Annotated in this window: 24 protein-coding genes; 13 read left to right on the top strand and 11 right to left on the bottom strand. The window is 62.6% G+C overall.

Translation table 11 applies throughout. The annotated features are described in order from the left end of the window. Positions 1 to 97 precede the first annotated feature (97 nt). The 5 genes from NTD88_RS17095 to pncA all read right to left on the bottom strand — a co-directional run bounded on the left by NTD88_RS17095 (position 98) and on the right by pncA (position 3966). Positions 98 to 508 carry a SufE family protein gene (locus NTD88_RS17095; protein ID WP_262153566.1) on the bottom strand — a complete coding sequence of 137 codons (411 nt, stop codon included), beginning with the start codon at positions 506 to 508 and terminating at the stop codon, positions 98 to 100. Next, positions 505 to 1710, bottom strand: a complete 1206-nt coding sequence (locus tag NTD88_RS17090; protein WP_262153567.1) for an aminotransferase class V-fold PLP-dependent enzyme — start codon at positions 1708 to 1710, stop codon at positions 505 to 507. Before NTD88_RS17090 ends, NTD88_RS17095 begins: the two co-directional genes overlap by 4 nt. Before the next feature lie 54 nt (positions 1711 to 1764). Then, positions 1765 to 2799 carry a 2,3,4,5-tetrahydropyridine-2,6-dicarboxylate N-succinyltransferase gene (gene dapD / locus NTD88_RS17085; RefSeq protein WP_262129057.1) on the bottom strand — a complete coding sequence of 345 codons (1035 nt, stop codon included), beginning with the start codon at positions 2797 to 2799 and terminating at the stop codon, positions 1765 to 1767. A gap of 39 nt (positions 2800 to 2838) precedes the next feature. Then, positions 2839 to 3186 (bottom strand): ArsC family reductase, encoded by a 348-nt coding sequence (locus tag NTD88_RS17080; protein WP_095154103.1) that lies wholly within the window; start codon positions 3184 to 3186, stop codon positions 2839 to 2841. A 129-nt stretch (positions 3187 to 3315) separates the two neighbouring features. Beyond that, complete coding sequence (gene pncA, locus NTD88_RS17075; protein ID WP_262153568.1) at positions 3316 to 3966, bottom strand: bifunctional nicotinamidase/pyrazinamidase; 651 nt, start codon at positions 3964 to 3966, stop codon at positions 3316 to 3318. Between the two features lie 213 nt (positions 3967 to 4179). Here pncA and NTD88_RS17070 point away from each other — a divergent pair, with 213 nt between their 5' ends. Further along, entirely contained in the window at positions 4180 to 5826 is a 1647-nt protein-coding gene (locus NTD88_RS17070) for a Na+/H+ antiporter (RefSeq protein ID WP_262129060.1), read from the top strand. 51 nt (positions 5827 to 5877) lie between these two features. Here the strand turns inward: NTD88_RS17070 and NTD88_RS17065 are convergent, their stop codons facing one another. Beyond that, on the bottom strand, positions 5878 to 6495 hold the full coding sequence (locus NTD88_RS17065) for a type II secretion system protein GspJ (protein WP_262153569.1): 618 nt from the start codon (positions 6493 to 6495) through the stop codon (positions 5878 to 5880). Further along, positions 6492 to 6953 (bottom strand): type II secretion system minor pseudopilin GspH, encoded by a 462-nt coding sequence (gspH, locus tag NTD88_RS17060; RefSeq protein WP_262153570.1) that lies wholly within the window; start codon positions 6951 to 6953, stop codon positions 6492 to 6494. Before gspH ends, NTD88_RS17065 begins: the two co-directional genes overlap by 4 nt. 67 nt (positions 6954 to 7020) lie before the next feature. Between gspH and NTD88_RS17055 the strand changes: the two genes are divergently transcribed. Continuing rightward, positions 7021 to 7452 (top strand): general secretion pathway protein GspC, encoded by a 432-nt coding sequence (locus tag NTD88_RS17055; protein WP_262153602.1) that lies wholly within the window; start codon positions 7021 to 7023, stop codon positions 7450 to 7452. 14 nt (positions 7453 to 7466) lie between these two features. Here NTD88_RS17055 and gspI read toward each other — a convergent pair whose 3' ends face one another. Beyond that, positions 7467 to 7844, bottom strand: coding sequence for a type II secretion system minor pseudopilin GspI (gene gspI, locus NTD88_RS17050; RefSeq protein ID WP_262153571.1), 378 nt, complete (start codon positions 7842 to 7844; stop codon positions 7467 to 7469). Positions 7845 to 7990: 146 nt separating this feature from the next. Between gspI and gspG the strand changes: the two genes are divergently transcribed. The 7 genes from gspG to gspF are packed head-to-tail and all read left to right on the top strand — an operon-like array spanning position 7991 to position 16107. Beyond that, positions 7991 to 8440, top strand: coding sequence for a type II secretion system major pseudopilin GspG (gene gspG / locus NTD88_RS17045; protein WP_262153572.1), 450 nt, complete (start codon positions 7991 to 7993; stop codon positions 8438 to 8440). Between the two features lie 8 nt (positions 8441 to 8448). Beyond that, positions 8449 to 9435 carry a type II secretion system minor pseudopilin GspK gene (gspK, locus tag NTD88_RS17040; protein WP_262153573.1) on the top strand — a complete coding sequence of 329 codons (987 nt, stop codon included), beginning with the start codon at positions 8449 to 8451 and terminating at the stop codon, positions 9433 to 9435. Further along, positions 9432 to 10604 carry a type II secretion system protein GspL gene (gene gspL / locus NTD88_RS17035; RefSeq protein ID WP_262153574.1) on the top strand — a complete coding sequence of 391 codons (1173 nt, stop codon included), beginning with the start codon at positions 9432 to 9434 and terminating at the stop codon, positions 10602 to 10604. Before gspK ends, gspL begins: the two co-directional genes overlap by 4 nt. Then, a complete protein-coding gene (locus NTD88_RS17030) occupies positions 10597 to 11145 on the top strand; it encodes a type II secretion system protein M (protein ID WP_262153575.1) in 549 nt (182 codons plus the stop codon). Before gspL ends, NTD88_RS17030 begins: the two co-directional genes overlap by 8 nt. Then, positions 11142 to 13493, top strand: a complete 2352-nt coding sequence (gene gspD / locus NTD88_RS17025; protein WP_262153576.1) for a type II secretion system secretin GspD — start codon at positions 11142 to 11144, stop codon at positions 13491 to 13493. The genes NTD88_RS17030 and gspD overlap by 4 nt, the downstream gene beginning before the upstream one ends. Continuing rightward, positions 13490 to 14896, top strand: a complete 1407-nt coding sequence (gspE, locus tag NTD88_RS17020; RefSeq protein WP_262153577.1) for a type II secretion system ATPase GspE — start codon at positions 13490 to 13492, stop codon at positions 14894 to 14896. The genes gspD and gspE overlap by 4 nt, the downstream gene beginning before the upstream one ends. Beyond that, complete coding sequence (gspF, locus tag NTD88_RS17015) at positions 14896 to 16107, top strand: type II secretion system inner membrane protein GspF (protein ID WP_262129064.1); 1212 nt, start codon at positions 14896 to 14898, stop codon at positions 16105 to 16107. Before gspE ends, gspF begins: the two co-directional genes overlap by 1 nt. A 91-nt stretch (positions 16108 to 16198) precedes the next feature. On the opposite strand, the gene dapC is transcribed toward gspF, so the two are convergent. From dapC to map, 3 genes are read right to left on the bottom strand one after another with little or no spacing between them, the layout of a single operon-like run. Beyond that, positions 16199 to 17395 (bottom strand): succinyldiaminopimelate transaminase, encoded by a 1197-nt coding sequence (gene dapC / locus NTD88_RS17010; protein WP_262129065.1) that lies wholly within the window; start codon positions 17393 to 17395, stop codon positions 16199 to 16201. A 23-nt stretch (positions 17396 to 17418) separates the two neighbouring features. After that, positions 17419 to 20121 (bottom strand): [protein-PII] uridylyltransferase, encoded by a 2703-nt coding sequence (locus NTD88_RS17005; RefSeq protein WP_262153578.1) that lies wholly within the window; start codon positions 20119 to 20121, stop codon positions 17419 to 17421. A gap of 19 nt (positions 20122 to 20140) precedes the next feature. Beyond that, positions 20141 to 20923 (bottom strand): type I methionyl aminopeptidase, encoded by a 783-nt coding sequence (map, locus tag NTD88_RS17000; RefSeq protein WP_095154087.1) that lies wholly within the window; start codon positions 20921 to 20923, stop codon positions 20141 to 20143. A gap of 340 nt (positions 20924 to 21263) precedes the next feature. Between map and rpsB the strand changes: the two genes are divergently transcribed. From rpsB to frr, 4 genes are all read left to right on the top strand, one after another. Further along, on the top strand, positions 21264 to 21995 hold the full coding sequence (rpsB, locus tag NTD88_RS16995) for a 30S ribosomal protein S2 (protein WP_095154086.1): 732 nt from the start codon (positions 21264 to 21266) through the stop codon (positions 21993 to 21995). 184 nt (positions 21996 to 22179) lie between these two features. Continuing rightward, positions 22180 to 23046 carry a translation elongation factor Ts gene (gene tsf / locus NTD88_RS16990; RefSeq protein ID WP_095154085.1) on the top strand — a complete coding sequence of 289 codons (867 nt, stop codon included), beginning with the start codon at positions 22180 to 22182 and terminating at the stop codon, positions 23044 to 23046. A 182-nt stretch (positions 23047 to 23228) separates the two neighbouring features. Beyond that, complete coding sequence (pyrH, locus tag NTD88_RS16985; RefSeq protein WP_095154084.1) at positions 23229 to 23972, top strand: UMP kinase; 744 nt, start codon at positions 23229 to 23231, stop codon at positions 23970 to 23972. Beyond that, positions 23969 to 24526 (top strand): ribosome recycling factor, encoded by a 558-nt coding sequence (gene frr, locus NTD88_RS16980; protein ID WP_095154083.1) that lies wholly within the window; start codon positions 23969 to 23971, stop codon positions 24524 to 24526. The genes pyrH and frr overlap by 4 nt, the downstream gene beginning before the upstream one ends. The last annotated feature ends 2 nt before the right edge of the window (positions 24527 to 24528 follow it).

Below are 24528 nucleotides of genomic sequence, written 5' to 3'. Positions count from 1 at the left end.
TTTGGGGGGGGGGGGGGGGGGGGTGGTGGGGGGGCGGGGGGGGGGGGGGGGCGCGGGGGGGCCCCCCCCCCCCCCCCCCGGCCGAGCGCAAAAAGGCTCAGCCGCCCGAAGCGAGCTGAGCCATGCGTTGCAGCACGGCGTTCAGACCGTTGCTGCGCGAAGGGGAGAGCTGCCGGCCGAGGCCGAGCTGATTGAACCAGTCGGGCAGGTCCAGCGTGCGCAGTTCGGCGCTGGACAAGCCCTCGACCCGCACCAGCAACAACGCCAGCAAGCCGCGAATCAAGCGCGCATCGCTGCCCGCGGCGAAACGCCAGCGGCCGTCTGCTTCATGGGCCACCAGCCACACCTGGCTTTCACAGCCATGGACGCGATTGGCGTCGGACTTTTCCTCATCACTCAGCGGCGCCAGCCGTTCGCCCCACTGCATCAGCAGGCGGGCGCGCTGTTCCCAGCCCGCCGCGGCGTTGAAGCTGTCGAGTGCCTCTTGTGCACCGGGGGCGAGGCTCATCGCAGCAACTCCAGGGCTTGGTCCAGCGCGTTGAAGAAGTGCAGCAGGTCGTCCGAATCGTTGTACAGCGCCAGCGACACGCGGATCGCGCCGTCGAGCCCGAGGCGATTGACCAGTGGCATGGCGCAGTGATGGCCGGCGCGCACGGCGACACCCTGCTCGGTCAGCAGGTGCGATACATCGGCGTTGTGCACGCCATCCACCACGAAGCTGGCCAGGGCCGCCTGCGGAGCGCCGAGCAGGCGAACGCCTTCGCGATCCTGCAGGCCGCGCAGCAGATGGCGGTGCAGCGCGGCTTCATGTTCGGTGACGGCGTTCTGGTCGAGGCTGGCCAAGTAGTCGAGGGTCGCGCCGAGGCCGATCACGCTGGCGATCGGCGGCGTACCGGCTTCGAAGCCAAGTGGGGCGGGGCGGAAGCTCGACTCTTCGTAACCGGCCAGTTGCACCATTTCGCCGCCGAACTGCCAGTGGCGCAGCAGGGCCAATGCCTCGTGGCGCCCGTAGAGCACGCCGAGGCCGTCCGGGCCGTAGAGCTTGTGGCTGGAAAAGACGTAGAAATCACAACCCAGCCGGGCAACGTCGTGCCGGCCGTGGACCACGCCTTGTGCACCGTCGACCACAGTCAGCGCGCCTTGGGCGCGGGCATGGTCGAGCAACGGCTGCAACGGCTGCCAGGTGCCAAGGACATTGGAGAGCTGGCTGACCGCCAGCAAGCGAGTGCGCGGGCCGATGAGTTGCAGGGCGGCGTCGAGGTCGATCTGGCCGCGCCCGTCCAGCGGCAGGATCACCAGCTTCAGGCCGCGGCGCTTGGCCAGTTGCTGCCACGGCAACAGGTTGGCGTGGTGTTCGAGGGCGCTGACAGCGATTTCCTCACCGGCCTCGAAACGTCCTTCGAGGGCATAGGCCAGCAGGTTCAGTGCCGAGGTGGCGCCGTGGGTGAAGACGATTTGTCCGCTGGCACTGGCATTGAGCCAGAGCGCGACTTTTTCCCGGCTGGCCTCGAAGGCCTGGGTCGCCAGGGCGCCCGGCAGGTGCTGGGCACGGTGCACATTGGCTGCGCCATGGGCGTAGTAATGGCTCAGCGCATCGAGCAGGGCTTGGGGTTTCTGGGTGGTTGCCGCGCTGTCCAGATAGGTCTGGTGCTGGCGTTGCAGGGCGGCGATGGCGGGAAAATCCGCGCGCCAGGGAGAGGGTTGGAACATGATCGTAGGGCCTGAATATCGGGTCTGGCGAAAGGCCAGACCCGATCGTACCACTTAGTTGTGGGCGTGCAGCGCTTCGTTCAGCTCGATGGCCGACTTGTGCGTCTTGCACTCGACAGCGCCGGAAACCGAGTTGCGGCGGAACAGCAGGTCGGTCTGGCCGGCCAGGTCGCGGGCCTTGACCACTTTGACCAGTTGGTTCTGCTCGTCGAGCAGTTGCACCTTGGTGCCCGCAGTGATGTACAGGCCGGCTTCGACGGTGTTGCGGTCGCCCAGCGGGATGCCGATACCGGCGTTGGCGCCGATCAGGCAGCCTTCGCCCACTTTGATGATGATGTTGCCGCCACCGGACAGGGTGCCCATGGTCGAGCAACCGCCGCCCAGGTCCGAACCCTTGCCGACGAAGACGCCCGCGGAAACGCGGCCTTCAATCATGCCCGGGCCTTCGGTGCCGGCGTTAAAGTTGACGAAGCCTTCGTGCATGATCGTGGTGCCTTCGCCGATGTAGGCGCCCAGGCGGACACGGGCGCTGTCGGCGATACGCACGCCGGTCGGCACGACGTAGTCGGTCATCTTCGGGAATTTGTCTACCGAGAACACTTCCAGCAGCTCGCCTTTCAGGCGCGCTTCCAGTTGCTGCTCGGCCAGTTCGGCCAGGTCGATGGCGCCCTGGCTGGTCCAGGCGACGTTCGGCAGCAGCGGGAAGATGCCGGCCAGGCTCAGGCCGTGCGGCTTGACCAGGCGGTGGGAGAGCAGGTGCAGCTTGAGGTACGCCTCGGGCGTCGAGCTCAGGGTGGCGTCTTCGGCCAGCAGCGTGGCGACCAGCGGCTTGCTGCTTTCAGCAAGGCGGGTCAGCAGGGCGGATTGCAGCGGATCGACAGCCTTGATCGCTTCGGCCAGTTGCGCGGCCTGGGACGTGGTGAAGGTGATGGCCTGGTTGCCGCCTTCATAACCCAGCAATGGGGCGACGGCGGCGACCAGTTCGGCGGCCGGGTTGAGCAGTGGCTGGGCGTAGAAGACTTCCAGCCAAGCGCCTTGGCGGTTCTGGGTGCCGACACCGAAGGCCAGGCTGAACAGGGAAGTGGACATGCAGTTACCTCGTACTGAAATTGATGAAAAGCGTGCGGCTCACTTCAGCGCGGCCGCGTACAGGTCCGGTTTGAAACCCACCAGGGTCTTGTCGCCCAGGTCGAGTACCGGGCGCTTGATCATCGACGGTTGGGCGAGCATCAGTTCGACGGCCTTGGCCTGGTCGATGTCGGCCTTCTGGGCGTCATCGAGCTTGCGGAAGGTGGTGCCGGCGCGGTTCAGGATCACGTTCCAGCCGTGCTCGTCGCACCAGCGGTTGAGGCTGTCCCGGTCGATGCCCTGGGTTTTGTAATCGTGGAAGGCGTAGTCGATGGCTTGTTCTTCGAGCCAGCTACGTGCCTTTTTCATCGTGTCACAGGCTTTGATGCCGTAAAGAGTGTAAGCCATTGAACATTAAGGGTTGTCGGGCGTTCCCGCAGCAACCCCGCGACTCCTCGGAATTTTGGGTGGGCTGGATTATGCGGCAACAACGGGCACGGCGCCACGGCTGTGGCGCCGGCATCGGACATGCGTGTATCAGGGTGCGACGAGTAACTGCCGGGACTCGATGAAAATCACCCCGGCTTCCTGCATCTCCGCCATTGCCCGCTCCAGCGAGCCGTCGCTGTCGATGGCCCGGCAGGCGTCCAGCACCACATAAGTGACGAAACCCTTGCCCCGGGCATGCAGCGCCGTCCAGGCGACGCAGAAGTCCAGCGCCAGGCCGACCACGTAGACGGTGGAAATACCCTTTTCCTGCAAGTAGCCGGCGAGGCCCGTGGTGGTCTTCTGGTCGGCTTCGGTGAATGCCGAGTAACTGTCCACCGCCGGATTGCCGCCTTTGCGCACGATCAACTGGGTATGGGGGATGTTCAGCAACGGGTGAAACAGCGCGCCCTCGCTGCCCTGGATGCAGTGATCGGGCCACAGCACCTGCGGCCCGTACGGCAATTCGATGACCTCGAACGGCTTGCGGCCGGGATGGCTTGAGGCAAACGAGGCGTGACCGGCGGGGTGCCAGTCCTGGGCCTGGACCACATTGCGAAAACCGCCGGCGATGCGGTTGATCAGCGGCACGATCTGGTCGCCGCCGGTCACCGGCAGGGCACCGCCGGGAATGAAGTCGTTCTGCACGTCGATGACGAGCAGGGCGCGATCGGGGCTATCGTTGTTCAGGTCTGGGGCCATCGGACGCTCTTCCTTGTAATCACGGTATGGGAGGGTAAAACCGATGCAGCAGGATAAAAGTCTTGTGTAGCATGGTGTTACACATTCTCCGCCGACCTGCGACTTATGTTCAGCGGTCGCTCGGTGGTCGAGGTCGTTACTATATGTGTCCAATGGCACTCGGCTGTCCAGCGTGCCAGGGAATGCTTTCGAATCGAACAGGAAACACGCCGTATGCAGTCAGCCTATACCGTCCTCATCCTGCTGATGCTGGTCAGTGTCTCCAAGCTGGTGGGGCGAATGATCCCGCTGCCGTTGCCGCTGGTGCAGATCGCCGCCGGTGCCTTGCTGGCCTGGCCGACCCTGGGTTTGCATGTGGCGCTGGACCCTGAACTGTTTCTCTTCCTGTTCCTGCCGCCGCTGCTGTTCTCCGATGGCTGGCGCATGCCCAAGCGCGAACTGTGGCGCTTGCGCGGGCCGATCCTCACGCTCGCGGTGGGGTTGGTGCTGTTTACCGTGGTTGGCGCCGGTTACTTCATCCACTGGATCATTCCGTCCATTCCGCTGCCCGTGGCCTTCGCGCTTGCCGCGGTGCTGTCGCCGACCGATGCCGTGGCGGTGTCGGCCATCACCCAGGACCGCCTGCCGACGCCGTTGATGCACATGCTGCAAGGCGAAGCGCTGATGAACGACGCGTCGGGCCTGGTGACTTTCAAGTTCGCCCTGGCGGCAGCCATCACCGGGGTGTTTTCCCTGGCCGAGGCCAGCCTGACCTTCGTCCTGGTGGCGCTCGGCGGCCTGGCCATCGGCGTTGCCTTGAGCTGGCTGGTGGGCCGCCTGCGCACCTGGATGATCGCTCGCGGCTGGGACGACCCGGCTACCCACGTGGTGTTCATGTTGCTCCTGCCGTTCGCCGCTTATGTACTGGCCGAGCGCCTGGGCGCTTCGGGCATTCTCTCGGCCGTGGCGGCGGGAATGATGCAGAGCTGGCTCGACCTGCTGCCGCGGCAGACCAGTACCCGACTGCTCAACCGCAGTGTCTGGTCGCTGCTGGAATTCGCTTTCAATGGCCTGATCTTCCTGCTGCTGGGCCTGCAATTGCCGGACATCATCAAGGCGGTGACCAGCCACGAAGCCTCGCTCTGGCCGACCCTGGCCTGGCGCTGCCTGGAGGTGGTGGCGATCTTCGGCGTGTTGCTGCTGCTGCGCTATGTCTGGGTGCAGAGCATCTGGCGACTGATCGGCATGGTGCGTCGCTGGCGGGGCAAGGGCGAGTTGGTACTCGGCCCGAATGCGCGCTCCTGCTGGCTGCTGACCGTGGGTGGCGTGCGCGGGGCGGTGACCTTGGCGGGTGTGATGTCGGTGCCGCTTCTGATCAGTGCCGGCAAGGATTTCCCGGAACGCGACCTGCTGATTTTCATCGCCGCCGGGGTGATCCTGCTGTCGCTGGTGTCGGCCTGCATTGCCTTGCCGCTGTTGCTGCGCGGCGTCGAGAAAAGCGCGGACGACGCCCTGCAACAGGAAGCTGATGAAGCCTGGCGCCGCACTGCCGAGGCGGCGATTCACGCGCTGGAAGCAGAAGAAACCGCCGAACCTGGCGCACAGCAGGATGCTTCGCAGGCGGCACTGGCGGCTGAACTGAAAGCGCGCCTGATGGCCGAGTATCGCCAGCAACTCGATGCCTATAACGACAGCGCCGAGGCCCGCGCGCTGGCCGAACAGATGGATCAACTGGAGCGCCGCTTGCGTTTGCGTGCGCTGCGGGCGCAGCGTCTGGAGCTGTATCGGCTGCACCGTCATCACGAGATCGGCGACGATGTGGTGCGCAGGGTGCTGGGGGAACTGGATTTGAGCGAGGCCAACCTGGGGCAGGTGAAGTGAACCCGGCTTACGCTGCCCTTGAGCTCCATCGGTATGTAGAGGGTCAGCGAGTCAATTCAGTGGGCCCAGCACCTGTCGAAAACGCTCCTCACCCTGGGGCGTTTCCCGGGTCAATCGGATTTCCAGGCCTCGCGGGCCGTTTTTACGATTGCCGTTCAACTGGCGCCAGCCTGCGCCGGGCTCCCAGATACGCACCTGCAGGCTGGTGATATTACCCAGTACCGCCACGCCGTCGCGAGACGTGGGCGTCGGCAAGGGGAAGCGATCCCGGGCAGCAGCGCTGGCACGGTACAGCGTGTCCCCCTCCAGCCACCAGCGAACACGCTGCAAGCCACTGTCCGAAGTTGCCGCGCTGCGGATCACGTCGAGACGGAAGCTGTTGTTGTCGGTACTGCGGACGCTGATGACCTTCGACTTCGCGGCGTGTTGGGGGTCGTTGTTGTTCAGGTCCGGCGCCTGCAACTCGACGTTCGCCCGCAAAGCCACATCTCGCTCCAGTTGGTGCAGGGTGTGCAGGACCTCCCGGTTTTGTTCTGCGTCCCTCTGCAAATGACTGTCGGTGCGCGTCACGCTGTCCAGACCACGCCACGCAATCAGACTGACGATTGCCATCAGCAGAATCGCCACCATGACCTCGATCAGGGTAAGGCCGCCCTGTCTGCGCTTCATGGCTCGTTCACTACCCTGATTTGCCCGTCGGCCGTCCGCTGCACGGCGAGGGTGTTGCGACCGTCGGAGAGTGCCAGTTGCATGGGCGGGTTGAACCACTCCCCATTCAAGATCACTCGCTGTTTCGGTGTGACGCTTATCTTGAGGTCCGGCGTTTCCCAGGTGCGCGGATACAGGTGTGAATCCTGGGTGAAATGATCGAAGCCGAACCCCTGGTCACTGCGACGGCTGAAATGAAAACCCTTGCCATCGGATTCCAAGGTGATCGGGCGCCCATCGACTTGCGCCTCGGCCTGGGCAATTTGCAGCAACTGGACCAGCCGATTGGCATCCTTGCGCAAGCGTTGTTGCGGATCTGGCTTGATGCTGATGCTGACGGCCGCGCTGGCGATTCCAACAATGATGAGCACCACCATCAGTTCGATCAGGGTAAAACCCTTTTGTCCGTATTGGGGCATGGCCAACGTTCCGTCGTTGTTTATCGGTCCTGTAGACTGCAACACCAGACAACAGGGAGGTTTTGTCTTGGCATTCACTTTTCGTGTAGCGGCGCCGCACATTCTGCAAGGCGCGGCCCTGATCGCGGCGCTGGCGGGCGTGTTGGTCTGGTCAGCGCTGTTGCTGACGTCGGCCGAATCCAATGCACCGGCGGCAACGCGCCCTGATCCAGAGGCCCGCGCCGACACACCCGCATTGCGATGGTTTTCCAGCCAGCCTGTGATGATGGACATCAAGGTGTCCGGGGTGATGGCCGGTGCGCAAGGCGCGGTGGCCATCATCAGCCTCAACAACGGCCCGCCCCGCAGCTTTCTCACCGGTGACCGCCTGGCCAACGGTTTGCGCCTGCTGGCGATAGAAGGGGATGCGGTCATCGTCGAGCGAGGTTCGGAGCAGAGCCGATTCAAAGTCAGCACGCTGCCGGACTCCCCTGTATTACCTCGATTGACTCGTCCATGAACACGCTCCTGGCGTTATTCCATTGTCTGGCTGAGGAGCGTGTCGAGCCGAGCCAGCGGCGGTGCCTCGCGCAGGCCATCTGAAACCAGGACCGTGACGTGCATCAGCCGCCCATCGGCGCTTGGAGCAATGGTCTGCTCACAACGAAGTTGCAACCTTCCCTGATCACATTCAAAACGCTTCAGGCCCGCGGAAAAGCGTCCTTCAAGTCGTAGCTCGGCGATCTGGCTTTGCGCCGCCAGCAGCGCCATCGAGCGATCACGCAGCCGTTCGTTGATTTGAGTCATCAGGCCCGCGATGCGAACGGCCGCCGACATCGCAATGGCAATGATCGTCAAGGCCACAAGGACCTCGATCAAGGTGAATCCACGCTCCTTGCGCAACGTCTCCATGAATGACTCTTGGCTGAAAACAGGGGCGCAGAATAGCACCCGGGCCCGAGGAAATGGCGAGGCGCCCCAGGTGGTATTTGTATTTTTCATCGGACCGGTTTTGTTACACTGCGCGCCGAATCGCAACCAAGCCAAGGAAGGTGGAAATGGATTTCGCGCGCGCCAAATATCAGTCCGCAAACCGTCGCGGTCAACGTGGGTTCACGCTGATAGAAATCATGGTAGTCGTGGTTATCCTCGGTATCCTCGCGGCCATGGTCGTACCCAAGGTGCTCGATCGTCCTGACCAGGCCAGGGCCACGGCGGCGAGGCAAGACGTCGCGGGGCTGATGCAGGCGCTGAAGCTTTATCGTCTCGACCACGGTAGCTACCCCAGCATGAATCAGGGGCTCAAGGTGCTGGTGGAGCGTCCGGCCGACGCGAAAAATACCCACTGGCGTTCCTATCTGGAGCGCCTGCCCAATGACCCTTGGGGTCATCCGTATCACTACTTGAATCCCGGCGCCAATGGCGAAGTCGACATCTTTTCTCTGGGGGCCGACGGCCAGCCGGATGGCGAAGGCGCGAATGCCGATATCGGCTCCTGGCAGCTCTAAGCGCCGCCATGAAATCGTATTCGCGGACATTGCCCAGGCAGAGGGGCATGGCGATCATCAGCGCCTTGTTGATCGCGGCGGTAGTGGCGGTGATTGCCGCCGGCATGCTGACCCGCCAGAGTGTACTCACGCGGTCACTTGAGGCAGAACAGTGTCGCGTGCAGAGCCATGCGGTACTCCTGGGGGGGCTGGAAGTCAGCCGGTACGTCCTTCTGGATTCTCGCAAGCGAGATCGGCTGACCCGACCTGACCAGCCATGGGCACAACTCATTCAGACCGTCGTTCCGACCCCCCGGATGGGACCGTTCGAAGGTCGATTGGTCGATCAGCAAGGCAAGTTCAACCTGCGCAACTTGCTGGCTAATGAGCGCGTTGATGCCGATCAGGTGCGCAGTTTCGAGCGGTTATGCGAAATAATTGGCATCGATGCCGGTCTCGCGCAGCGTATCAGTCAACGGGTCATTGCTTCCTATCCGCGAGTTCCCGGGCCACAAGTGTCGGAGCAATCTGCTACCCAGAACAGCTTCGCCAGTGGTCGCTCCACCTCTCCTGGCTACATTCACAAACCGCTGCCTGCTGCCCTGCCGATGTTGCGCAGCCTGGAAGGTTTGCGTGGCCTCGATGGCATGAACGAGGCGCTACTTGCCCGGCTGGATCAATTCGTCAGCATCATTCCGGTCAATGCCTGGGTCAACGCCAATACCGCCAGTGCGGAAGTCCTGGCCGCGATGGTGCCGGGGTTGTCTCTGACGCAGGCCAGAGCAGCCGTGGCGGAACGTGACAGCGGTCTCTGGTTCATAGACCGAGGCGATATCGGCAATCGTCTGCGCTTGCCGCAGTTGAGTATCGACGGGCTCAAAGTCGGCATTAGCAGCGAGTGGTTCCTGCTTCATGGCCAGACCCGCTGCGAGAAGCGTCGCGTCGGCATGGACGCGCTTCTGCATAGTCCGGAACAGGGCGTGCCCAAGGTGATCTGGTCGAGGCCGGGAGTATGACGCTGCTGAGAATCGCATTGCCGCCACTGGAGCACCTGACGGCAAACACCGAGCTTGAATTCGCTTGTCTGGAACACCGCGGCCGTGTCGGGCAGACCGGCGTCAGCACGCTCATGCAGATAGGACAGCAAACCGGGTCGCGAGCCGTCGAGTGCTTTCTTCATCCTGCGGACAGCGTAATGACCAGCATCGAACTGCCGCCGCTTTCTGCCGCGAGAGTGCGGGCTGCGGTGGGGTGCGCTGTACAGACGCTGATCCTTGGGGACAAGGACCGCCTGCATGTCGCCCATAGCGCCCGGGATGGCAACGGGCAGGTTCATGTGAGCTGGTTGGCCAAGGCTGAGCTGGATCGCCTCGCCCGGCTGTTGGCCCAGCATCGATTGACCTTGCGTGGCCTTTATCCCGCGCCTTACAGGCTTGCCTTGCCGCCTGCCGGACACATAAGCGCCTGCTTGCTGGACGACCACTTGCTGTTACGCCAGAGCGCTGAGCAAGGGGCCGTGGAGCCATTGATGGAAGACCGCCTGGATGACTTGCTGGCGGATGGCGACAGGGTGAATTGGATTGGCCAAGGCGCTCGCGGCGAGAGCCTCGACGAAAAGCCTGCAGCGCTTTATTGGTCAGGTATTGCGCCGAATTGGGGGCTTCACGGAGGTGTTCGGCAAGCGGATACCGGGCGGCGAAGCTGGGGGCGGGCGCTCGCTTGCTGCGCAGTGGCATTGGCTGTCTGGGGGATCGGGTTGAATCTGTACGCCGCCCGTGAAGCCCTCCAGGGCCAGCAGCTCAAGGCGCAAATGACACAGCGGGTGAAGCAGGCGTTCCCCGAATTGCCGGTGATCCTCAATCCGCTGCAACAGGCCCGGCAGCAACTCACTGCCCGCCAGCAAGGCACGGCGGACGATCCCGCCCAAGGCTTCAATCGTCTGGTGTTGCAGGCTGGCAGCAGCATGCCGTTCATGAGGGGCAGCGTACAGCGGCTGGTGTTCGCCGACGGTGCGTTGCAACTGAGCCTGCTGGCCGAGGCCAGCCGATCGGACAACGACAAGGGCTGGCAAGGTGCACTGGCTCAGGCGGGCATCAGCGTCAGTGCCACTGATGACGGCTGGGTTTTGCGCCCGGCAGCCGAGGTGATCTCCACCGACGACAGCAGCGGAGCAGAGGATGAATAACCCAATCCTTGCCAGGCATCGGGCCGGGTGGCGGCGCCTGAACGTTCGATTGCAGACCGGTTGGCAGGCATTGACCCTGCGGGAAAAGCGCATGGTCGGCGGTATGGCGGTGCTGCTGCTGGGGCTGTTTTTCTGGGTGGCATTGATCCAGCCGCCGCTTGCGAAGATCGCTTATTGGCAAGCCGAGGCACCGAAACTGCGCGCCCAGACCGAAGCACTGGACGTGCTGCTGCGGGACGTCAGCCCCCGGCCCGACGGACAAAACCTCGAACACGCGCTGCAACAGACCTTGCAGGCCGGCGGGCTGGGCGGCCACTACCAGTTGCAGGCTGCACCGTCCGGGGGCTGGCAGTTGACCTTCGATGCCGCACCCGCCGATGCGGTGCTCGACTGGCTGCTGAGCCGCCCACGGCAATTTTCGCTGCAAGTGGTCGAGGCCCGTCTGCAACGTGCAGGCGGCGCTGCGACCGATGATACCGCCGGCACTCTGTCAGGCACTGTACGCATGGATCAGGCGCTGGGCGCTAAGGAAGCTTCATGAAGGGGTCAGGTTTCAACCCGGTGCGCAAGGCATTGCCAATGCTGTTGATGGCGTTGAGTGCGTGCAGTAGCACCACACCGCAAAACCAGCCGCCGTTGCTGGTGGACAGCGAGCTCGGCCGGCCCTTGGCCAATACCCAGCGCAGTGGCGACGCGGTGCTGGATCGCGAGCGGATGCAGGCCCAGGCCAGGCCCGTCCCCAAGCAACGGCACAACATCACCGAACGGCCCCGCACTGCTTCTACGCCACACGCGGCGGTCAATCCGCTGGGCGACCAGTTGGTGACCCTGAACTTCGTGGAGGCCGATATTCAGGCAGTGGTGCGGGCACTGTCCCGCTCCACCGGCCAGCAGTTTCTGGTCGATCCGCGGGTCAAAGGCAACCTGACGCTTGTGTCCGAGGGCCAGGTGCCGGCGCGCCAGGCTTACGAAATGCTGTTGGCGGTGCTGCGCATGCAGGGCTTCAGCGTGGTGGATGTCGGTGGCGTGGCCCATGTGGTGCCGGAAGTCGACGCCAAATTTCTTGGCGGACCGGTCTACAGCGCCGACAAGCCGGCCGGCAATGGCATGCTCACCCGCACTTTCCGCCTGCAGTACGAAAATGCAGTCAACCTGATCCCGGTGCTGCGGCCGATCGTCTCGCCGAACAATCCGATCAACTCCTATCCCGGCAACAATACCCTGGTGGTCACCGACTACGCTGCCAACCTTGAGCGGGTCGCAGAGCTGATCGCCACCATCGATATCCCGAGTGCCATCGACACCGACGTGGTACCGATCCACAACGGCATCGCCGCCGACATCGCGCCGATGGTGGCCGATCTGCTGGAGACATCGGGCAACGATCTGACCCAGAAAATCGTGGTGATCGGCGATCCGCGCTCCAATACCATCATCATCCGCGCCGGCAGCCCCGAGCGCACCGAGCTGGCCCGCAACCTGATCTACAAGCTCGACAACGCCCAAAGCAACCCGAGCAACCTGCATGTGGTTTACCTGCGCAATGCCCAGGCCGGCAAGCTGGCTCAGACCTTGCGGGGTTTACTGACCGGCGAAAGCGACAGCAACACCAGCGATAGCGCGCGCTCGGCACTCAGTGCCATGGGCGGCAATTCGAGCGGGCAGGGCAGCCAGAGTGGTATGCAAACCAACGGCACCGCTTCAACGGCCCATAACGGCAGCTCGGGCGGCAACTATGCCCAGGGCAGCAGCGGCGGCAGCAATGCGCAGGACAGTGAACAGAACGTCGCGTTCAGCGCGGGTGGCGTGACCATCCAGGCCGACGCCACCACCAACACATTGTTGATTTCGGCAGCGGAACCGCTGTACCGCAACCTGCGGGAAGTCATCGATCTGCTCGACCAGCGCCGTGCGCAAGTGATGATCGAAAGCCTGATCGTCGAGGTCGGCGAAGACGATGCCAGTGAATTCGGCGTGCAATGGCAGACCGGCAATCTCGGTGGCAAGGGTGTGATCGGCGGCGCCAATCTGGGCGGCTCCGGAATCAACCTCAACGGCAAGACCAGTCTAGATGTTCTGCCCCAAGGGCTGAATCTCGGCTACGTGAATGGCAGTGTCGACATCCCCGGCATCGGCAAAATCCTCGATTTGAAAGTCCTGGCCCGGGCCTTGAAGAGCAAAGGCGGCACCAACGTGCTGTCGACACCGAACCTGCTGACCCTGGATAACGAAGCCGCGAGCATTTTCGTCGGCCAGACCATTCCGTTCGTCAGCGGCAGTTACGTTACCGGTGGCGGCGGAACCAGCAACAACCCGTTCCAGACCGTGACCCGTGAAGAGGTCGGGTTGAAGCTCAACGTGCGACCGCAGATTTCCGAGGGCGGCACGGTCAAGCTCGATATCTATCAGGAAGTCAGCAGCATCGACGAGCGGGCATCGGCCTCCGCTACGTCGGCGGGGGTCGTCACCAGCAAGCGTGCGATCGACACCAGCATCCTGCTCGACGACGGCCAGATCATGGTGCTCGGCGGTCTGTTGCAGGACGGCTACAGCCAGAGCAACGAAGCGGTGCCATGGCTCGGCAGCCTGCCGGGGATCGGCGCGCTGTTTCGTAACGAACGCCGCTCGATCAACAAGACAAATCTGATGGTATTCCTGCGCCCGTACATCATTCGCGACAGCGCGGCGGGGCGCAGCATCACCCTCAATCGTTACGACTTCATGCGTCGCGCCCAGGGCGGATTGCAACCGGAGCGCAACTGGGCGATGCCAGACATGCAGGCTCCGCAGCTGCCGACCGCAGCGCAGGGCGTCCCGGCTCCGGGGGCAGTTTCAGCGCCGAGGGCGACCATCAGGGCGGTGCCGCTGGATGGAGGCCCGAACCTGTGAGCGCACTGCCCTACGCCTGGGCCAAGGCCCAGCGCATTCTGTTGCGTGAAGGGGTGCTGACGGTGTGCCCGTCGACACCGGGTTGGTCGATCAGCGAGGTGCGTCGCCAGTTCGGCCCGGCCAGGCTGGAGCGGGTGCGCGATGACGAACTCGACGGTCTGCTGGCCACGGCCTACGCCGATACCGGCAGCGCGGCGGCAGTGGTCGGTGCGGCAGAGAACGAAGTCGACCTCGACCGCCTGATGCAGGACATGCCGGAAATCACCGACCTGCTCGACACACAGGACGGCGCGCCGGTGATTCGCATGATCAACGCCTTGCTCACCCAGGCGGCGCGTGACGAGGCCAGCGACATCCATATCGAACCCTTCGAAACCCATTCGGTGGTGCGCTACCGGGTCGACGGCACCCTGCGCGACGTGGTCTCGCCGCGCAAGGCACTGCATGGCGCGCTGGTGTCACGGATCAAGATCATGGCCCTGCTCGACATCGCTGAAAAGCGCTTGCCCCAGGACGGTCGTATCACCTTGCGCGTGGCCGGGCGGCCGATCGACATCCGCGTCTCGACCGTGCCCACCGGTCATGGCGAACGGGTGGTGATGCGCCTGCTCGACAAACAGGCTGGGCGATTGCATCTGGAAACGCTCGGCATGGACGCGCAGGTGCTGGCCAGGCTCGACCAACTGATCTGCCAGCCCCACGGCATCGTGCTGGTCACCGGCCCGACCGGCAGCGGCAAGACCACCAGTCTCTATGCGGCACTGGCGCGGCTCGACGCCAGCACCAGCAATATCCTCACCGTGGAGGACCCGGTGGAATATGACCTGCCGGGCATCAGCCAGATCCAGGTCAACGCCAAGATCGACATGACCTTCGCCCTGGCCCTGCGGGCGATTCTCCGGCAAGACCCGGACATCATCATGATCGGCGAGATTCGTGATCTCGAAACCGCGCAGATCGCCGTGCAGGCTTCGTTGACCGGTCACCTGGTGCTGGCGACCCTGCACACCAACGATGCCGTGTCGGCGGTCAACCGGTTGGTCGACATGGGCGTCGAACCGTTTCTGTTGGCGTCGTCGATGCTCGGCGTGCTGGCGCAACGACTGGTGCGGCGCCTGTGTTCGCAGTGCAGGCAGCAAGACCCGGCAACCCCCGGCACCTGGCGTCCAGTGGGCTGTGAGGCCTGCAACCACACGGGTTACAGCGGTCGTACCGGGATTCATGAGTTGTTCTGCATCGACGACGATATCCGCACCCTGATCCATCAAGGCGCCGGAGAGCAGGCCTTGCGGGCAGCCGCGCAGCAAGCCGGGATGCTCAGCTTGCGCGAGGACGGCGAGCGCTGGATCCGCAGCGGTGTCACGGCCCCTGAAGAAATCTTGCGTGTGACACGGGACACCTGATGAACCGCTACCGTTTTGAAGCTGCTGATGCCAGCGGCAAGATCGAGTCCGGACACCTCGAGGCCGATAGCCAGAGTGCGGCGCTAGGCGTGCTGCGCAGTCGGGGTCTGACGGCGCTGTCGGTGCAACAGGAGAATCCTGCGGCCCATTCCGGTTCCGACAGTCTGTTCAGCCCGCGGCTTTCGGACAACGACCTGGCCTGGGCCACCCGGCAACTGGCGAGCCTGCTCAGTGCCAGCCTGCCGCTGGAAGCTGCGCTGAGCGCTACGGTGGAGCAGTCCGAGAAAAAGCATATCGCCCACACCCTCAGTGGCGTGCGTGCCGATGTACGCAGCGGCATGCGCCTGGCCGAGGCGCTGGCGGCGCGGCCTCGGGATTTTCCCGAAATCTACCGGGCGTTGATCGCGGCGGGGGAGGAGTCCGGGGACCTGGCGCAGGTGATGGAGCGGCTGGCGGATTACATCGAGGAGCGCAACAACCTGCGCAGCAAGATACTCACGGCGTTCATTTATCCCGGCGTGGTCGGACTGGTGTCGATCGGGATCGTGATTTTCCTGCTCAGCTACGTGGTGCCGCAGGTGGTGAGTGCGTTTTCCCAGGCCCGTCAGGATTTGCCGTGGCTGACGCTTGCGATGCTCAATGCCAGTGACTTCATCCGCACCTGGGGCTGGTTATGCGCTGCCGTCATGACCGGTGCGTTTTGGAGCTGGCGACTTTATTTGCGCAACCCGACGGCGCGTTTGAGCTGGCACCATCGGGTGCTGAAGCTTCCCCTGATCGGTCGTTTTGTCCTGGGATTGAACACGGCAAGGTTCGCCTCCACGCTGGCGATTCTTGGCGGCGCCGGGGTGCCGCTCTTGCGGGCGCTGGAGGCGGCACGTCAGACCCTGTCCAACGAACGCCTGAGCCTGAGCGTCAGCGAGGCCACGGCCAGGGTACGAGAAGGCGCGAACCTGGCGGCGGCGCTCAAGGTGGAGAATGTGTTTCCGCCGCTGTTGATTCATTTGATTGCCAGCGGTGAGAAAACCGGGTCGCTGCCGCCGATGCTCGAGCGCGCTGCACAAACCTTGTCCCGCGACATCGAGCGCCGGGCCATGGGCATGACCGCGTTGCTTGAGCCGCTGATGATCGTGGTGATGGGCGGGGTGGTGCTGGTGATCGTCATGGCGGTGCTGTTACCGATCATCGAGATCAACCAACTGGTGCAATAGGATGAACAGCCCTCGTCGCCGAGCGCTATTTTGGGTGCACAACTGACAGAAACATCAGTTGTGCACCGGGCGGGATGCTAGCGCAGATTGTTCAACCTTCGATAAACGCCCGAATACGCTTCGCCGCTTCCACACACTCCGCCAGCGGTGCCACCAGCGCCATGCGCACGCGGCCGGCACCCGGGTTGACGCCGTCAACGTCACGGGACAGGTACGAGCCCGGCACCACGGTCACGTGCTGTTGCTCGAACAGGTCACGGCAGAACGCGGCATCGTCGTTGCCCGGGACTTTCGCCCAGAGGTAGAAGCCGCCATCCGGTTTTTGCACGTCCAGCACCGGGCCGAGGATGTCCAGTACGGCGTCGAACTTCTCGCGGTACAGGTCGCGGTTGTCGCGCACGTGGGCTTCGTCGTTCCAGGCAGCGATGCTCGCCAGTTGGGTCTGCACCGGCATCGCGCAGCCATGGTAGGTGCGGTACAGCAGGAAGCCCTTGAGGATGTCGGCGTCACCGGCAACGAAACCGGAACGCAGGCCCGGCAGGTTGGAGCGCTTGGACAGGCTGTGGAACACCACGCAACGCTTGAAGTCACTGCGGCCCAGTTCGGCGCAGGCGCTGAGCAGGCCCGGCGGCGGGGTTTGTTCGTCGAAGTACAGTTCGCTGTAGCACTCGTCGGCGGCGATGACGAAGTCGTATTGGTCGGCCAGGGCGATGAGTTTCTTCAGGGTTTCCAGCGGCACCAGGGCGCCGGTCGGGTTGCCGGGCGAGCAGAGGAAGAGGATCTGGCAGCGCTGCCAGACGTCCGCCGGCACCGCGTCGAAGTCCGGGTTGAAGCCGTTCTGGTCCAGGCATGGCAGGTAGTGCGGCTTGACGCCGGCCAGCAGCGCCGCGCCTTCGTAGATCTGATAGAACGGATTCGGGCTGATGATCAGGCCGTCATCGCTGCGATTGACTACGGCCTGGGTGAAGGAAAACAGCGCTTCACGGGTGCCATTGACCGGCAGCACATGGCGGGCGGCGTCGAGCCAGCCGGCCGGCACGCCGAAGCGGCGCTCGCACCAGTGGGCGATGGATTCGCGCAGGGCCGGCAGGCCGAGGGTGGTCGGGTACACCGCCATCTGGTCGAGATTGTCGGCCAGGGCCTTGGCCACGAAAGCCGGCGAGGTGTGCTTCGGCTCACCGATCGACAGGGCGATGGCGCGCTTGTCCGCCGCAGGGGTGACGCTGCCCAGCAGGGCGCGCAGTTTCTCGAACGGGTAGGGCTGAAGCTGGTTCAAAGCGGTGTTCATCGGCGCGGGTTCTCGTCAAAGCATTAAATGGTCAGGCGAAAGGGTTCATTGCCACTGGCCTGGTCGACGCGCAACTGTTCGACGATCGCGTCCTGCAGGCGGCTGCACAGTTGTGGGTCGGAAAGCGGTTGGTTGTCGGCGTCGGTAATGAAGAACACGTCTTCCACGCGCTCGCCGAGGGTGGCGATCTTGGCGTTCTGCAGCGACAGGTCGAAGTCCAGGAAGATCTTGCCGATCCGCGCCAGCAGGCCCGGGCGGTCGGGCGCGATGATTTCGAGGATGGTCACCGGGCGCTGGGCATCGTTGAGGATGGTCACCTGCGGCGCGAAGGAGAAGTGCTTGAGCTGGCGCGGCACCCGGCGATGGATGATGTTCGGGTAGTCGTCCGGGTTGCGCAGGGCTTCGGTCAGGCCGTCGCGGATCTGCTTGATGCGCTGCGGGTTGTCGCCGATCGAGCCGCCGTCGTTGTCGAGCACGATGTAGGTGTCGAGGGTGAACTGGCTGCTGGAGGTGATGATCCGCGCGTCATGGATGTTCAGGTTGAGCTGGTCCATCGCCGCCACGGTCACGGCGAAGAAATCATGCTGATCGGGTGCGTAGATGAAGATCTGCGTGCCGCCTTCGAATTCGCGCTGGGTGGTTTCCTTGATCAGCACCAGCGGGCCGCCATCGGCGGGCTGCTGGAGGATCGCGTCGGAGTGCCAGGCGACATCGGCGGCGGTGTGGCGCAGGAAATAGTCGTCGCCCAGTTGCGACCAAAGCTGTTCGACGTCGTCCTGGTCGGTGCCTTCGCGCACCAGAATGTCGAGGGCGGCGCTTTGCGTCTGGCGGATCTGCTCTTCACGGTCCAGCGGGTTTTCCAGGCCGCGGCGCAAGGCGCGCTTGGTCTCGGTATAGAGCTGGCGCAGCAGGCTGGCGCGCCACGAGTTCCACAGGCTGGGGTTGGTGGCGTTGATATCGGCCACGGTCAGCACGTAGAGGTAGTCCAGATGCACCTGGTCGCCGACCATCTGGGCGAAATCGTGGATCACCTGCGGGTCGGAAAGGTCTTTGCGCTGCGCGGTGGTGGACATCACCAGGTGGTTCTGCACCAGCCAGACGATCAGGCGGCTGTCCCAGGCCGGCAGTTGATGGCGCTCGCAGAAGGCTTGCGCGTCCACCGCGCCCAGCTCCGAGTGATCGCCCTGGCGGCCCTTGCCGATGTCGTGGTAGAGCCCGGCGAGATACGCCAGTTCCGGCTTGGGCAGCCGGCCCATGAGCTTGCTGGCCAGCGGAAACTTCTCCGACACCGGGGTGTACTGGAGTTTGCGCAGGTGCTTGATCAGGTTGAGGGTGTGGGCATCGACTGTATAGATGTGGAAAAGGTCGTGCTGCATCTGCCCGACGATCAGGCCGAACTCCGGCAGGTAGCGCCCGAGGATGCCGTAGCGATTCATTCGGCGCAGGTTACGGTGGATGCCGATCTCGCACTTGAACAGCTCGATGAACAGGCTGGTGTTGCGGATATCGTTGCGGAAACTGTCGTCGATCAGGTGACGGTTTTCCCGCAGCAGACGGATGGTGTCGGCGCGAACGCCCTTTATTTCCGGGTGCTGCGCCATCAGCACGAAGATTTCCAGCATGGCGAACGGCGTGCGCTTGAACACGTTCGGGCGCACGGCCTCGATATAGCCATCGTGCAACTGGAAGCGCGCGTTCAGCGGCTGGGTGGTGCTGCTGGAGTCGTCGGCGAGGATGACTTCCTCGAAGTGCTGGATGATCAGGTCGCTGAGCTCGGCAATGCTCATGACCACCCGGTAATACTGCTGCATGAACTGCTCGATGGCGCGTTTCGGGTTGTCATCCTTGAAGCCGAGCAGGGCAGCAATGCTGCGCTGGTGGTCGAACAGCAGGCGGTCTTCGGAGCGCCCGGCGAGCATGTGCAGGGCGTAGCGCACTTTCCAGAGGAATTCCTGGGACGAGGCCAGCAGCTTGTTCTCACTTTCCAGCAGGAAACCTTCGCCCGCGAGGGCGTGCAGGTTCAGGGTGCCGTATTGGCGACGGGCGACCCAGAGTACCGTCTGGATGTCGCGCAGGCCGCCGGGCGAGCCCTTCACGTTGGGTTCGAGGTTGTATTCGGTGTCGTTGTACTTGTGGTGACGGGCTTTCTGCTCGGCACGCTTGGCCAGGAAGAACTCCTTGCTCGGCCACATGTGCTCGGGGCTGGTGACCTCCAGCATGCGCAGGCGAAGGTGCTCGGGGCCGCTGATGGTGCGGCTTTCCATCAGGTTGGTGACCACCGTCAGGTCGGCGCGGGCCTGTTCGGCGCATTCATCGACGGAGCGCACGCTCTGGCCGACTTCCAGGCCGATATCCCAGAGCAGCGTCAGAAAACGCTCGATCGAGTCGCGGAAAATCTCATGATCGGCGCTGTCCAGCAGGATCAGCAGGTCGATGTCCGAGTGCGGGTGCAGCTCGCCGCGACCGTAGCCACCGACCGCGACCAGGGCGATATCGGCATCTTCGCTCCAGTCGAACTGGTTCCAGGCCTGTTGCAGGATGTTGTCGACGAACCAGGCGCGGTCCTCGATCAACCGGCGGATATCACGGCCCTGGCGAAACCGTTCATCGAGCACTTCGCCGGCACGACGAATGGCTTTCTTGAAGGCCGCGATCGGGCTTGACTTGAGGGCCAGTTCCGCCTGGAACTGGCCGCGGTCGAACAGCTCGGGATCCACCTGTGGCATCGAGTCGCGTCCTGTCTGGTCAGGCTGAAGTACGGGGAATGGTGTCGTCTTTGCGCAGGGTGAAGATTTCGTAGCCGGTCGCGGTGACCACCATGGTGTGCTCCCACTGGGCGGAAAGCTTGCGGTCCTTGGTGATGGCGGTCCAGCCGTCGCCCAGCACCTTGGTGTCGGCCTTGCCCTGGTTAATCATCGGCTCGATGGTGAAGGTCATGCCTTCCTTCAGTTCCATGCCGGTGCCGGCGCGGCCGTAGTGCACGATCTGCGGCTCTTCGTGGAACACCTTGCCGATGCCGTGGCCGCAGAACTCGCGGACGACCGAGAAGCCGTTCTTTTCTGCGTGCTTCTGGATCACTTCGCCGATATCGCCCAGGCGGCAGCCCGGTTTGACCAGCTCGATTGCCTTGTACAGGCATTCCTGGGTGACTCTCGACAGGCGCTCGGCCCAGACCGGCACTTCGCCGACATGGAACATGCGGCTGGTGTCACCGTGGTAGCCGTCCTTGATGACGGTCACGTCGATGTTCAGCGTGTCGCCGGCCTTGAGCGGCTTCTCGTTGGGGATGCCGTGGCAGACCACATGGTTGATCGAGGTGCAGATCGACTTGGGGAAGCCTTTATAGTTGAGCGGCGCCGGAATGGCCTGCTGCACGTTGACGATGTAGTCGTGGCAGAGGCGGTCCAGTTCTTCGGTGGTCACGCCGGGCTTGACGTGTTCTTCGATCATTTCCAGGACTTCGGCGGCAAGGCGGCCGGCGATGCGCATCTTTTCGATGTCTTCGGCGGTTTTGATGGTAACGGTCATTGCAGGCTCTCTACGGCGCGCAGCGGCGCTGGCAAACAGGAAAGGCGCGATTCTAGCAGAGCGTTGGCGGTTTCAGGGCCCCGCGCCACGGCTGGTGCCTCATGAATGCTGGCATTCTGGCGCGATTGCGCCCGGGGTGCAAAAGGCCGCTAAGGCGATGGTATTGCGGGTTTCGTTCATCGATCGAGTGTGGTATAAAATGCGCCGCTTTCCGGGGATAGCCCCGTCAAGCTCAAACCCACACACGTATCGACACGATGACCTGGGTGCTCCGATCGACAGATCGCGGGTTGGTCATTGGGATGCGTGGAGGCCCAACCCGACTTATCAAGGAACTATCATGTCCCAAGTCAACATGCGCGATATGCTGAAGGCCGGTGTGCACTTCGGCCACCAGACCCGTTACTGGAACCCGAAAATGGGCAAGTTCATTTTCGGCGCGCGCAACAAGATTCACATCATCAACCTGGAAAAAACCCTGCCAATGTTCAACGACGCTCTGAGCTTCGTAGAGCGCCTGGCCCAGGGCAAAAACAAGATCCTGTTCGTCGGCACCAAGCGTTCCGCTGGCAAGATCGTTGCTGAAGAAGCAGCACGTTGCGGTTCACCGTACGTCGACCATCGCTGGTTGGGCGGCATGCTGACCAACTACAAAACCATCCGCGCTTCGATCAAACGTCTGCGCGAGCTGGAAGTCCAGGCTGAAGACGGTACCTTCGCCAAACTGACCAAGAAAGAAGCGCTGATGCGCTCCCGTGATCTGGAAAAACTGGATCGCAGCCTGGGCGGTATCAAGGACATGGGCGGCTTGCCTGATGCACTGTTCGTGATCGACGTTGACCACGAGCGCATCGCTATCACCGAAGCCAACAAGCTGGGCATCCCGGTCATCGGCGTTGTCGATACCAACAGCAGCCCTGAAGGTGTTGACTACATCATCCCAGGCAACGATGACGCCATTCGCGCCATCCAGCTGTACATGGGTTCGATGGCTGACGCCGTCATCCGTGGTCGCAACAACGTTGCCGGCGGCACCGAAGTCTACGCTGAAGAAGCGCCAGCTGCCGAGTAAGTGACGCTTAGCGTCGACTTGGCACGCAAAAAGGGGGCTAGGCCCCCTTTTTGCCACCTTGAAATCCTCCTGTCGCCAAGTGTCCGCATTATCGACGCGCCGCATACAGGTAGTGGATTTCCAGAATTTAGCGCCCGTGAGTATCGGGTGGAATGGTTGAAAACCTATCCAAGAGGATTTTGAAATGGCAGAAATTACTGCAGCGTTGGTCAAGGAACTGCGTGAGCGTACTGGCGAAGGCATGATGGACTGCAAGAAAGCCCTCACCAAAGCCGGCGGCGATATCGAAAAAGCCATTGACGACATGCGCGCCTCGGGTGCCATCAAGGCTGCCAAAAAGGCTGGCAACGTTGCCGCCGAAGGCGCCATCGCCATCAAGGACGACGGCAAAGCCGCCGTTCTGCTGGAAGTCAACTCGCAGACCGACTTCCTGGCTCTGCAAGACGACTTCAAGGCATTCGTTACTGCCAGCGTCGAGAAAGCTTTCAATGACAAGCTGACCGATGTTGCTCCGCTGATCGAAGCTCAGGAAGAGGCTCGCCTTGCCCTGGTTTCCAAGGTTGGTGAAAACGTCAACATCCGTCGCCTGGTGCGCGTTGAGGGTGACGTTGTCGGTACCTACCTGCACGGTAACAAGATCGGTGTTGCTGTTGTCCTGAAAGGCGGTGACGTCGAGCTGGCCAAAGATGTTGCAATGCATGTTGCTGCCAGCAACCCTGAGTTCCTGCTGCCATCGGAAGTTTCCGCTGAAGCGATCGAGCGCGAGAAAGGCGTATTCCTGACGCTCAACGAAGACAAGATGAAAGGCAAGCCAGCTGAAATCGTCGAGAAGATGATTGCTGGTCGTATCACCAAGTTCCTGGCCGAGGCCTCGCTGGTCGAGCAAGCTTTCGTCAAGAACCCGGAAGTCACCGTTGGTGCTCTGGTCAAGAAAGCTGGTGCTGAAATCGTTTCCTTCACTTACTTCAAAGTAGGCGAAGGCATCGAGAAGAAAGAAGACAACTTCGCTGAAGAAGTTGCTGCTCAACTGGCTGCTGCCCAGAAGCAATAAGACGGATTCACATCTGTCGCCCCAAAGAGGCTGCCCGCTCACGCGCGCAGCCTCTTTGTCAAAGCGCGAGCGGTTTACAAGATCTGCTTTCGCTCTGGCGCTATTCAAGCGCCACGCTACAGTTGGCGCAGGCTGAAAACAGCCCGCCCGGAATTTTACAAACGCCGCAGGAGAGATTCGCAATGGCTCAGCAGGTGAGTGGTCGTCAACCTCGCTATAAACGCATTTTGCTCAAACTTAGCGGCGAGGCCCTGATGGGCTCGGAAGACTTCGGGATCGACCCGAAGGTGCTGGATCGCATGGCGCTGGAAGTGGGTCAGCTCGTTGGTATCGGTGTCCAGGTCGGCCTGGTTATCGGTGGTGGCAACCTCTTCCGTGGTGCGGCTCTTAGCGCGGCCGGCATGGATCGCGTCACCGGCGACCATATGGGTATGCTGGCGACCGTGATGAACGCCCTGGCCATGCGCGACGCGCTGGAGCGCTCGAATATCCCCGCCATCGTCATGTCGGCCATTTCCATGGTCGGTGTCACTGACCACTACGACCGCCGCAAAGGTGTTCGCCATCTGAACTCTGGCGACGTGGTGATCTTCGCTGCCGGTACCGGTAACCCGTTCTTCACCACCGACTCGGCCGCATGCCTGCGTGCCATCGAAATCGATGCTGACGTCGTGTTGAAGGCGACGAAGGTCGACGGCGTGTACACTGCCGATCCATTCAAGGATCCGCATGCCGAGAAATTCGACCGTCTGACGTACGATGAAGTACTCGACCGCAAGCTCGGCGTAATGGACCTGACCGCAATCTGCCTGTGCCGTGACCACAAGATGCCATTGCGGGTTTTCAACATGAACAAGCCTGGCGCCTTGCTGAACATCGTAGTGGGCGGCGCTGAAGGAACTCTGATCGAGGAAGGCGAACAATGATCAACGAAATCAAGAAAGACGCCCAGGAACGCATGGGCAAATCGCTGGAGTCGCTGCACCACGCTTTCGGTCGTATCCGTACCGGCGCCGCGAACCCGCAGATTCTGGCTGGCGTGATGGTGCCTTATTACGGCACCGATACGCCGATCAACCAAGTCGCCAGTGTCACGGTCAAGGATTCGCGTACCCTGCAAGTCGTGCCTTTCGAGCGCAGCATGCTGGGTGCCGTGGATAAAGCCATCCTCAACTCAGGCCTGGGCTTCAACCCGACCAACCTGGGTGAGCTGCTGCTGATCTCCATGCCGGCCCTGACCGAGGAAACCCGCAAGGGCTTCACCAAGCAGGCGCGTGATGCCGCTGAAGACGCTCGGGTTGCCGTGCGCAATATCCGCCGTGATGCCCTGAGCCAGCTCAAGGATCTGGTCAAGGAGAAGGAAATCAGCGAAGACGAAGAGCGTCGTGCCGCTGATGATGTTCAGAAGCTGACTGACAAGTTCGTTGCTGATATCGAAGTTGCCGTGAAAGCAAAAGAAAAGGACCTGATGGCCGTTTAAGG

It is taken from the genome of Pseudomonas sp. 20P_3.2_Bac5, from assembly GCF_025466035.1.
Lineage (GTDB): Bacteria > Pseudomonadota > Gammaproteobacteria > Pseudomonadales > Pseudomonadaceae > Aquipseudomonas.
This window is presented reverse-complemented; position numbering and strand designations above follow the sequence as displayed.

Coding starts and splice junctions, on each gene's coding strand:
- dapD (WP_262129057.1), bottom strand. CDS start 2,799: ATGTCCACTTCCCTGTTCAGCCTGGCCTTCGGTGTCGGCACCCAGAAC.
- gspK (WP_262153573.1), top strand. CDS start 8,449: ATGAAATCGTATTCGCGGACATTGCCCAGGCAGAGGGGCATGGCGATC.
- NTD88_RS17070 (WP_262129060.1), top strand. CDS start 4,180: ATGCAGTCAGCCTATACCGTCCTCATCCTGCTGATGCTGGTCAGTGTC.
- frr (WP_095154083.1), top strand. CDS start 23,969: ATGATCAACGAAATCAAGAAAGACGCCCAGGAACGCATGGGCAAATCG.
- NTD88_RS17065 (WP_262153569.1), bottom strand. CDS start 6,495: ATGAAGCGCAGACAGGGCGGCCTTACCCTGATCGAGGTCATGGTGGCG.
- rpsB (WP_095154086.1), top strand. CDS start 21,264: ATGTCCCAAGTCAACATGCGCGATATGCTGAAGGCCGGTGTGCACTTC.
- NTD88_RS17095 (WP_262153566.1), bottom strand. CDS start 508: ATGAGCCTCGCCCCCGGTGCACAAGAGGCACTCGACAGCTTCAACGCC.
- gspG (WP_262153572.1), top strand. CDS start 7,991: ATGGATTTCGCGCGCGCCAAATATCAGTCCGCAAACCGTCGCGGTCAA.
- map (WP_095154087.1), bottom strand. CDS start 20,923: ATGACCGTTACCATCAAAACCGCCGAAGACATCGAAAAGATGCGCATC.
- dapC (WP_262129065.1), bottom strand. CDS start 17,395: ATGAACACCGCTTTGAACCAGCTTCAGCCCTACCCGTTCGAGAAACTG.
- NTD88_RS17080 (WP_095154103.1), bottom strand. CDS start 3,186: ATGGCTTACACTCTTTACGGCATCAAAGCCTGTGACACGATGAAAAAG.
- gspL (WP_262153574.1), top strand. CDS start 9,432: ATGACGCTGCTGAGAATCGCATTGCCGCCACTGGAGCACCTGACGGCA.
- pncA (WP_262153568.1), bottom strand. CDS start 3,966: ATGGCCCCAGACCTGAACAACGATAGCCCCGATCGCGCCCTGCTCGTC.
- tsf (WP_095154085.1), top strand. CDS start 22,180: ATGGCAGAAATTACTGCAGCGTTGGTCAAGGAACTGCGTGAGCGTACT.
- NTD88_RS17030 (WP_262153575.1), top strand. CDS start 10,597: ATGAATAACCCAATCCTTGCCAGGCATCGGGCCGGGTGGCGGCGCCTG.
- NTD88_RS17005 (WP_262153578.1), bottom strand. CDS start 20,121: ATGCCACAGGTGGATCCCGAGCTGTTCGACCGCGGCCAGTTCCAGGCG.
- gspI (WP_262153571.1), bottom strand. CDS start 7,844: ATGGAGACGTTGCGCAAGGAGCGTGGATTCACCTTGATCGAGGTCCTT.
- gspD (WP_262153576.1), top strand. CDS start 11,142: ATGAAGGGGTCAGGTTTCAACCCGGTGCGCAAGGCATTGCCAATGCTG.
- pyrH (WP_095154084.1), top strand. CDS start 23,229: ATGGCTCAGCAGGTGAGTGGTCGTCAACCTCGCTATAAACGCATTTTG.
- NTD88_RS17090 (WP_262153567.1), bottom strand. CDS start 1,710: ATGTTCCAACCCTCTCCCTGGCGCGCGGATTTTCCCGCCATCGCCGCC.
- gspF (WP_262129064.1), top strand. CDS start 14,896: ATGAACCGCTACCGTTTTGAAGCTGCTGATGCCAGCGGCAAGATCGAG.
- gspH (WP_262153570.1), bottom strand. CDS start 6,953: ATGCCCCAATACGGACAAAAGGGTTTTACCCTGATCGAACTGATGGTG.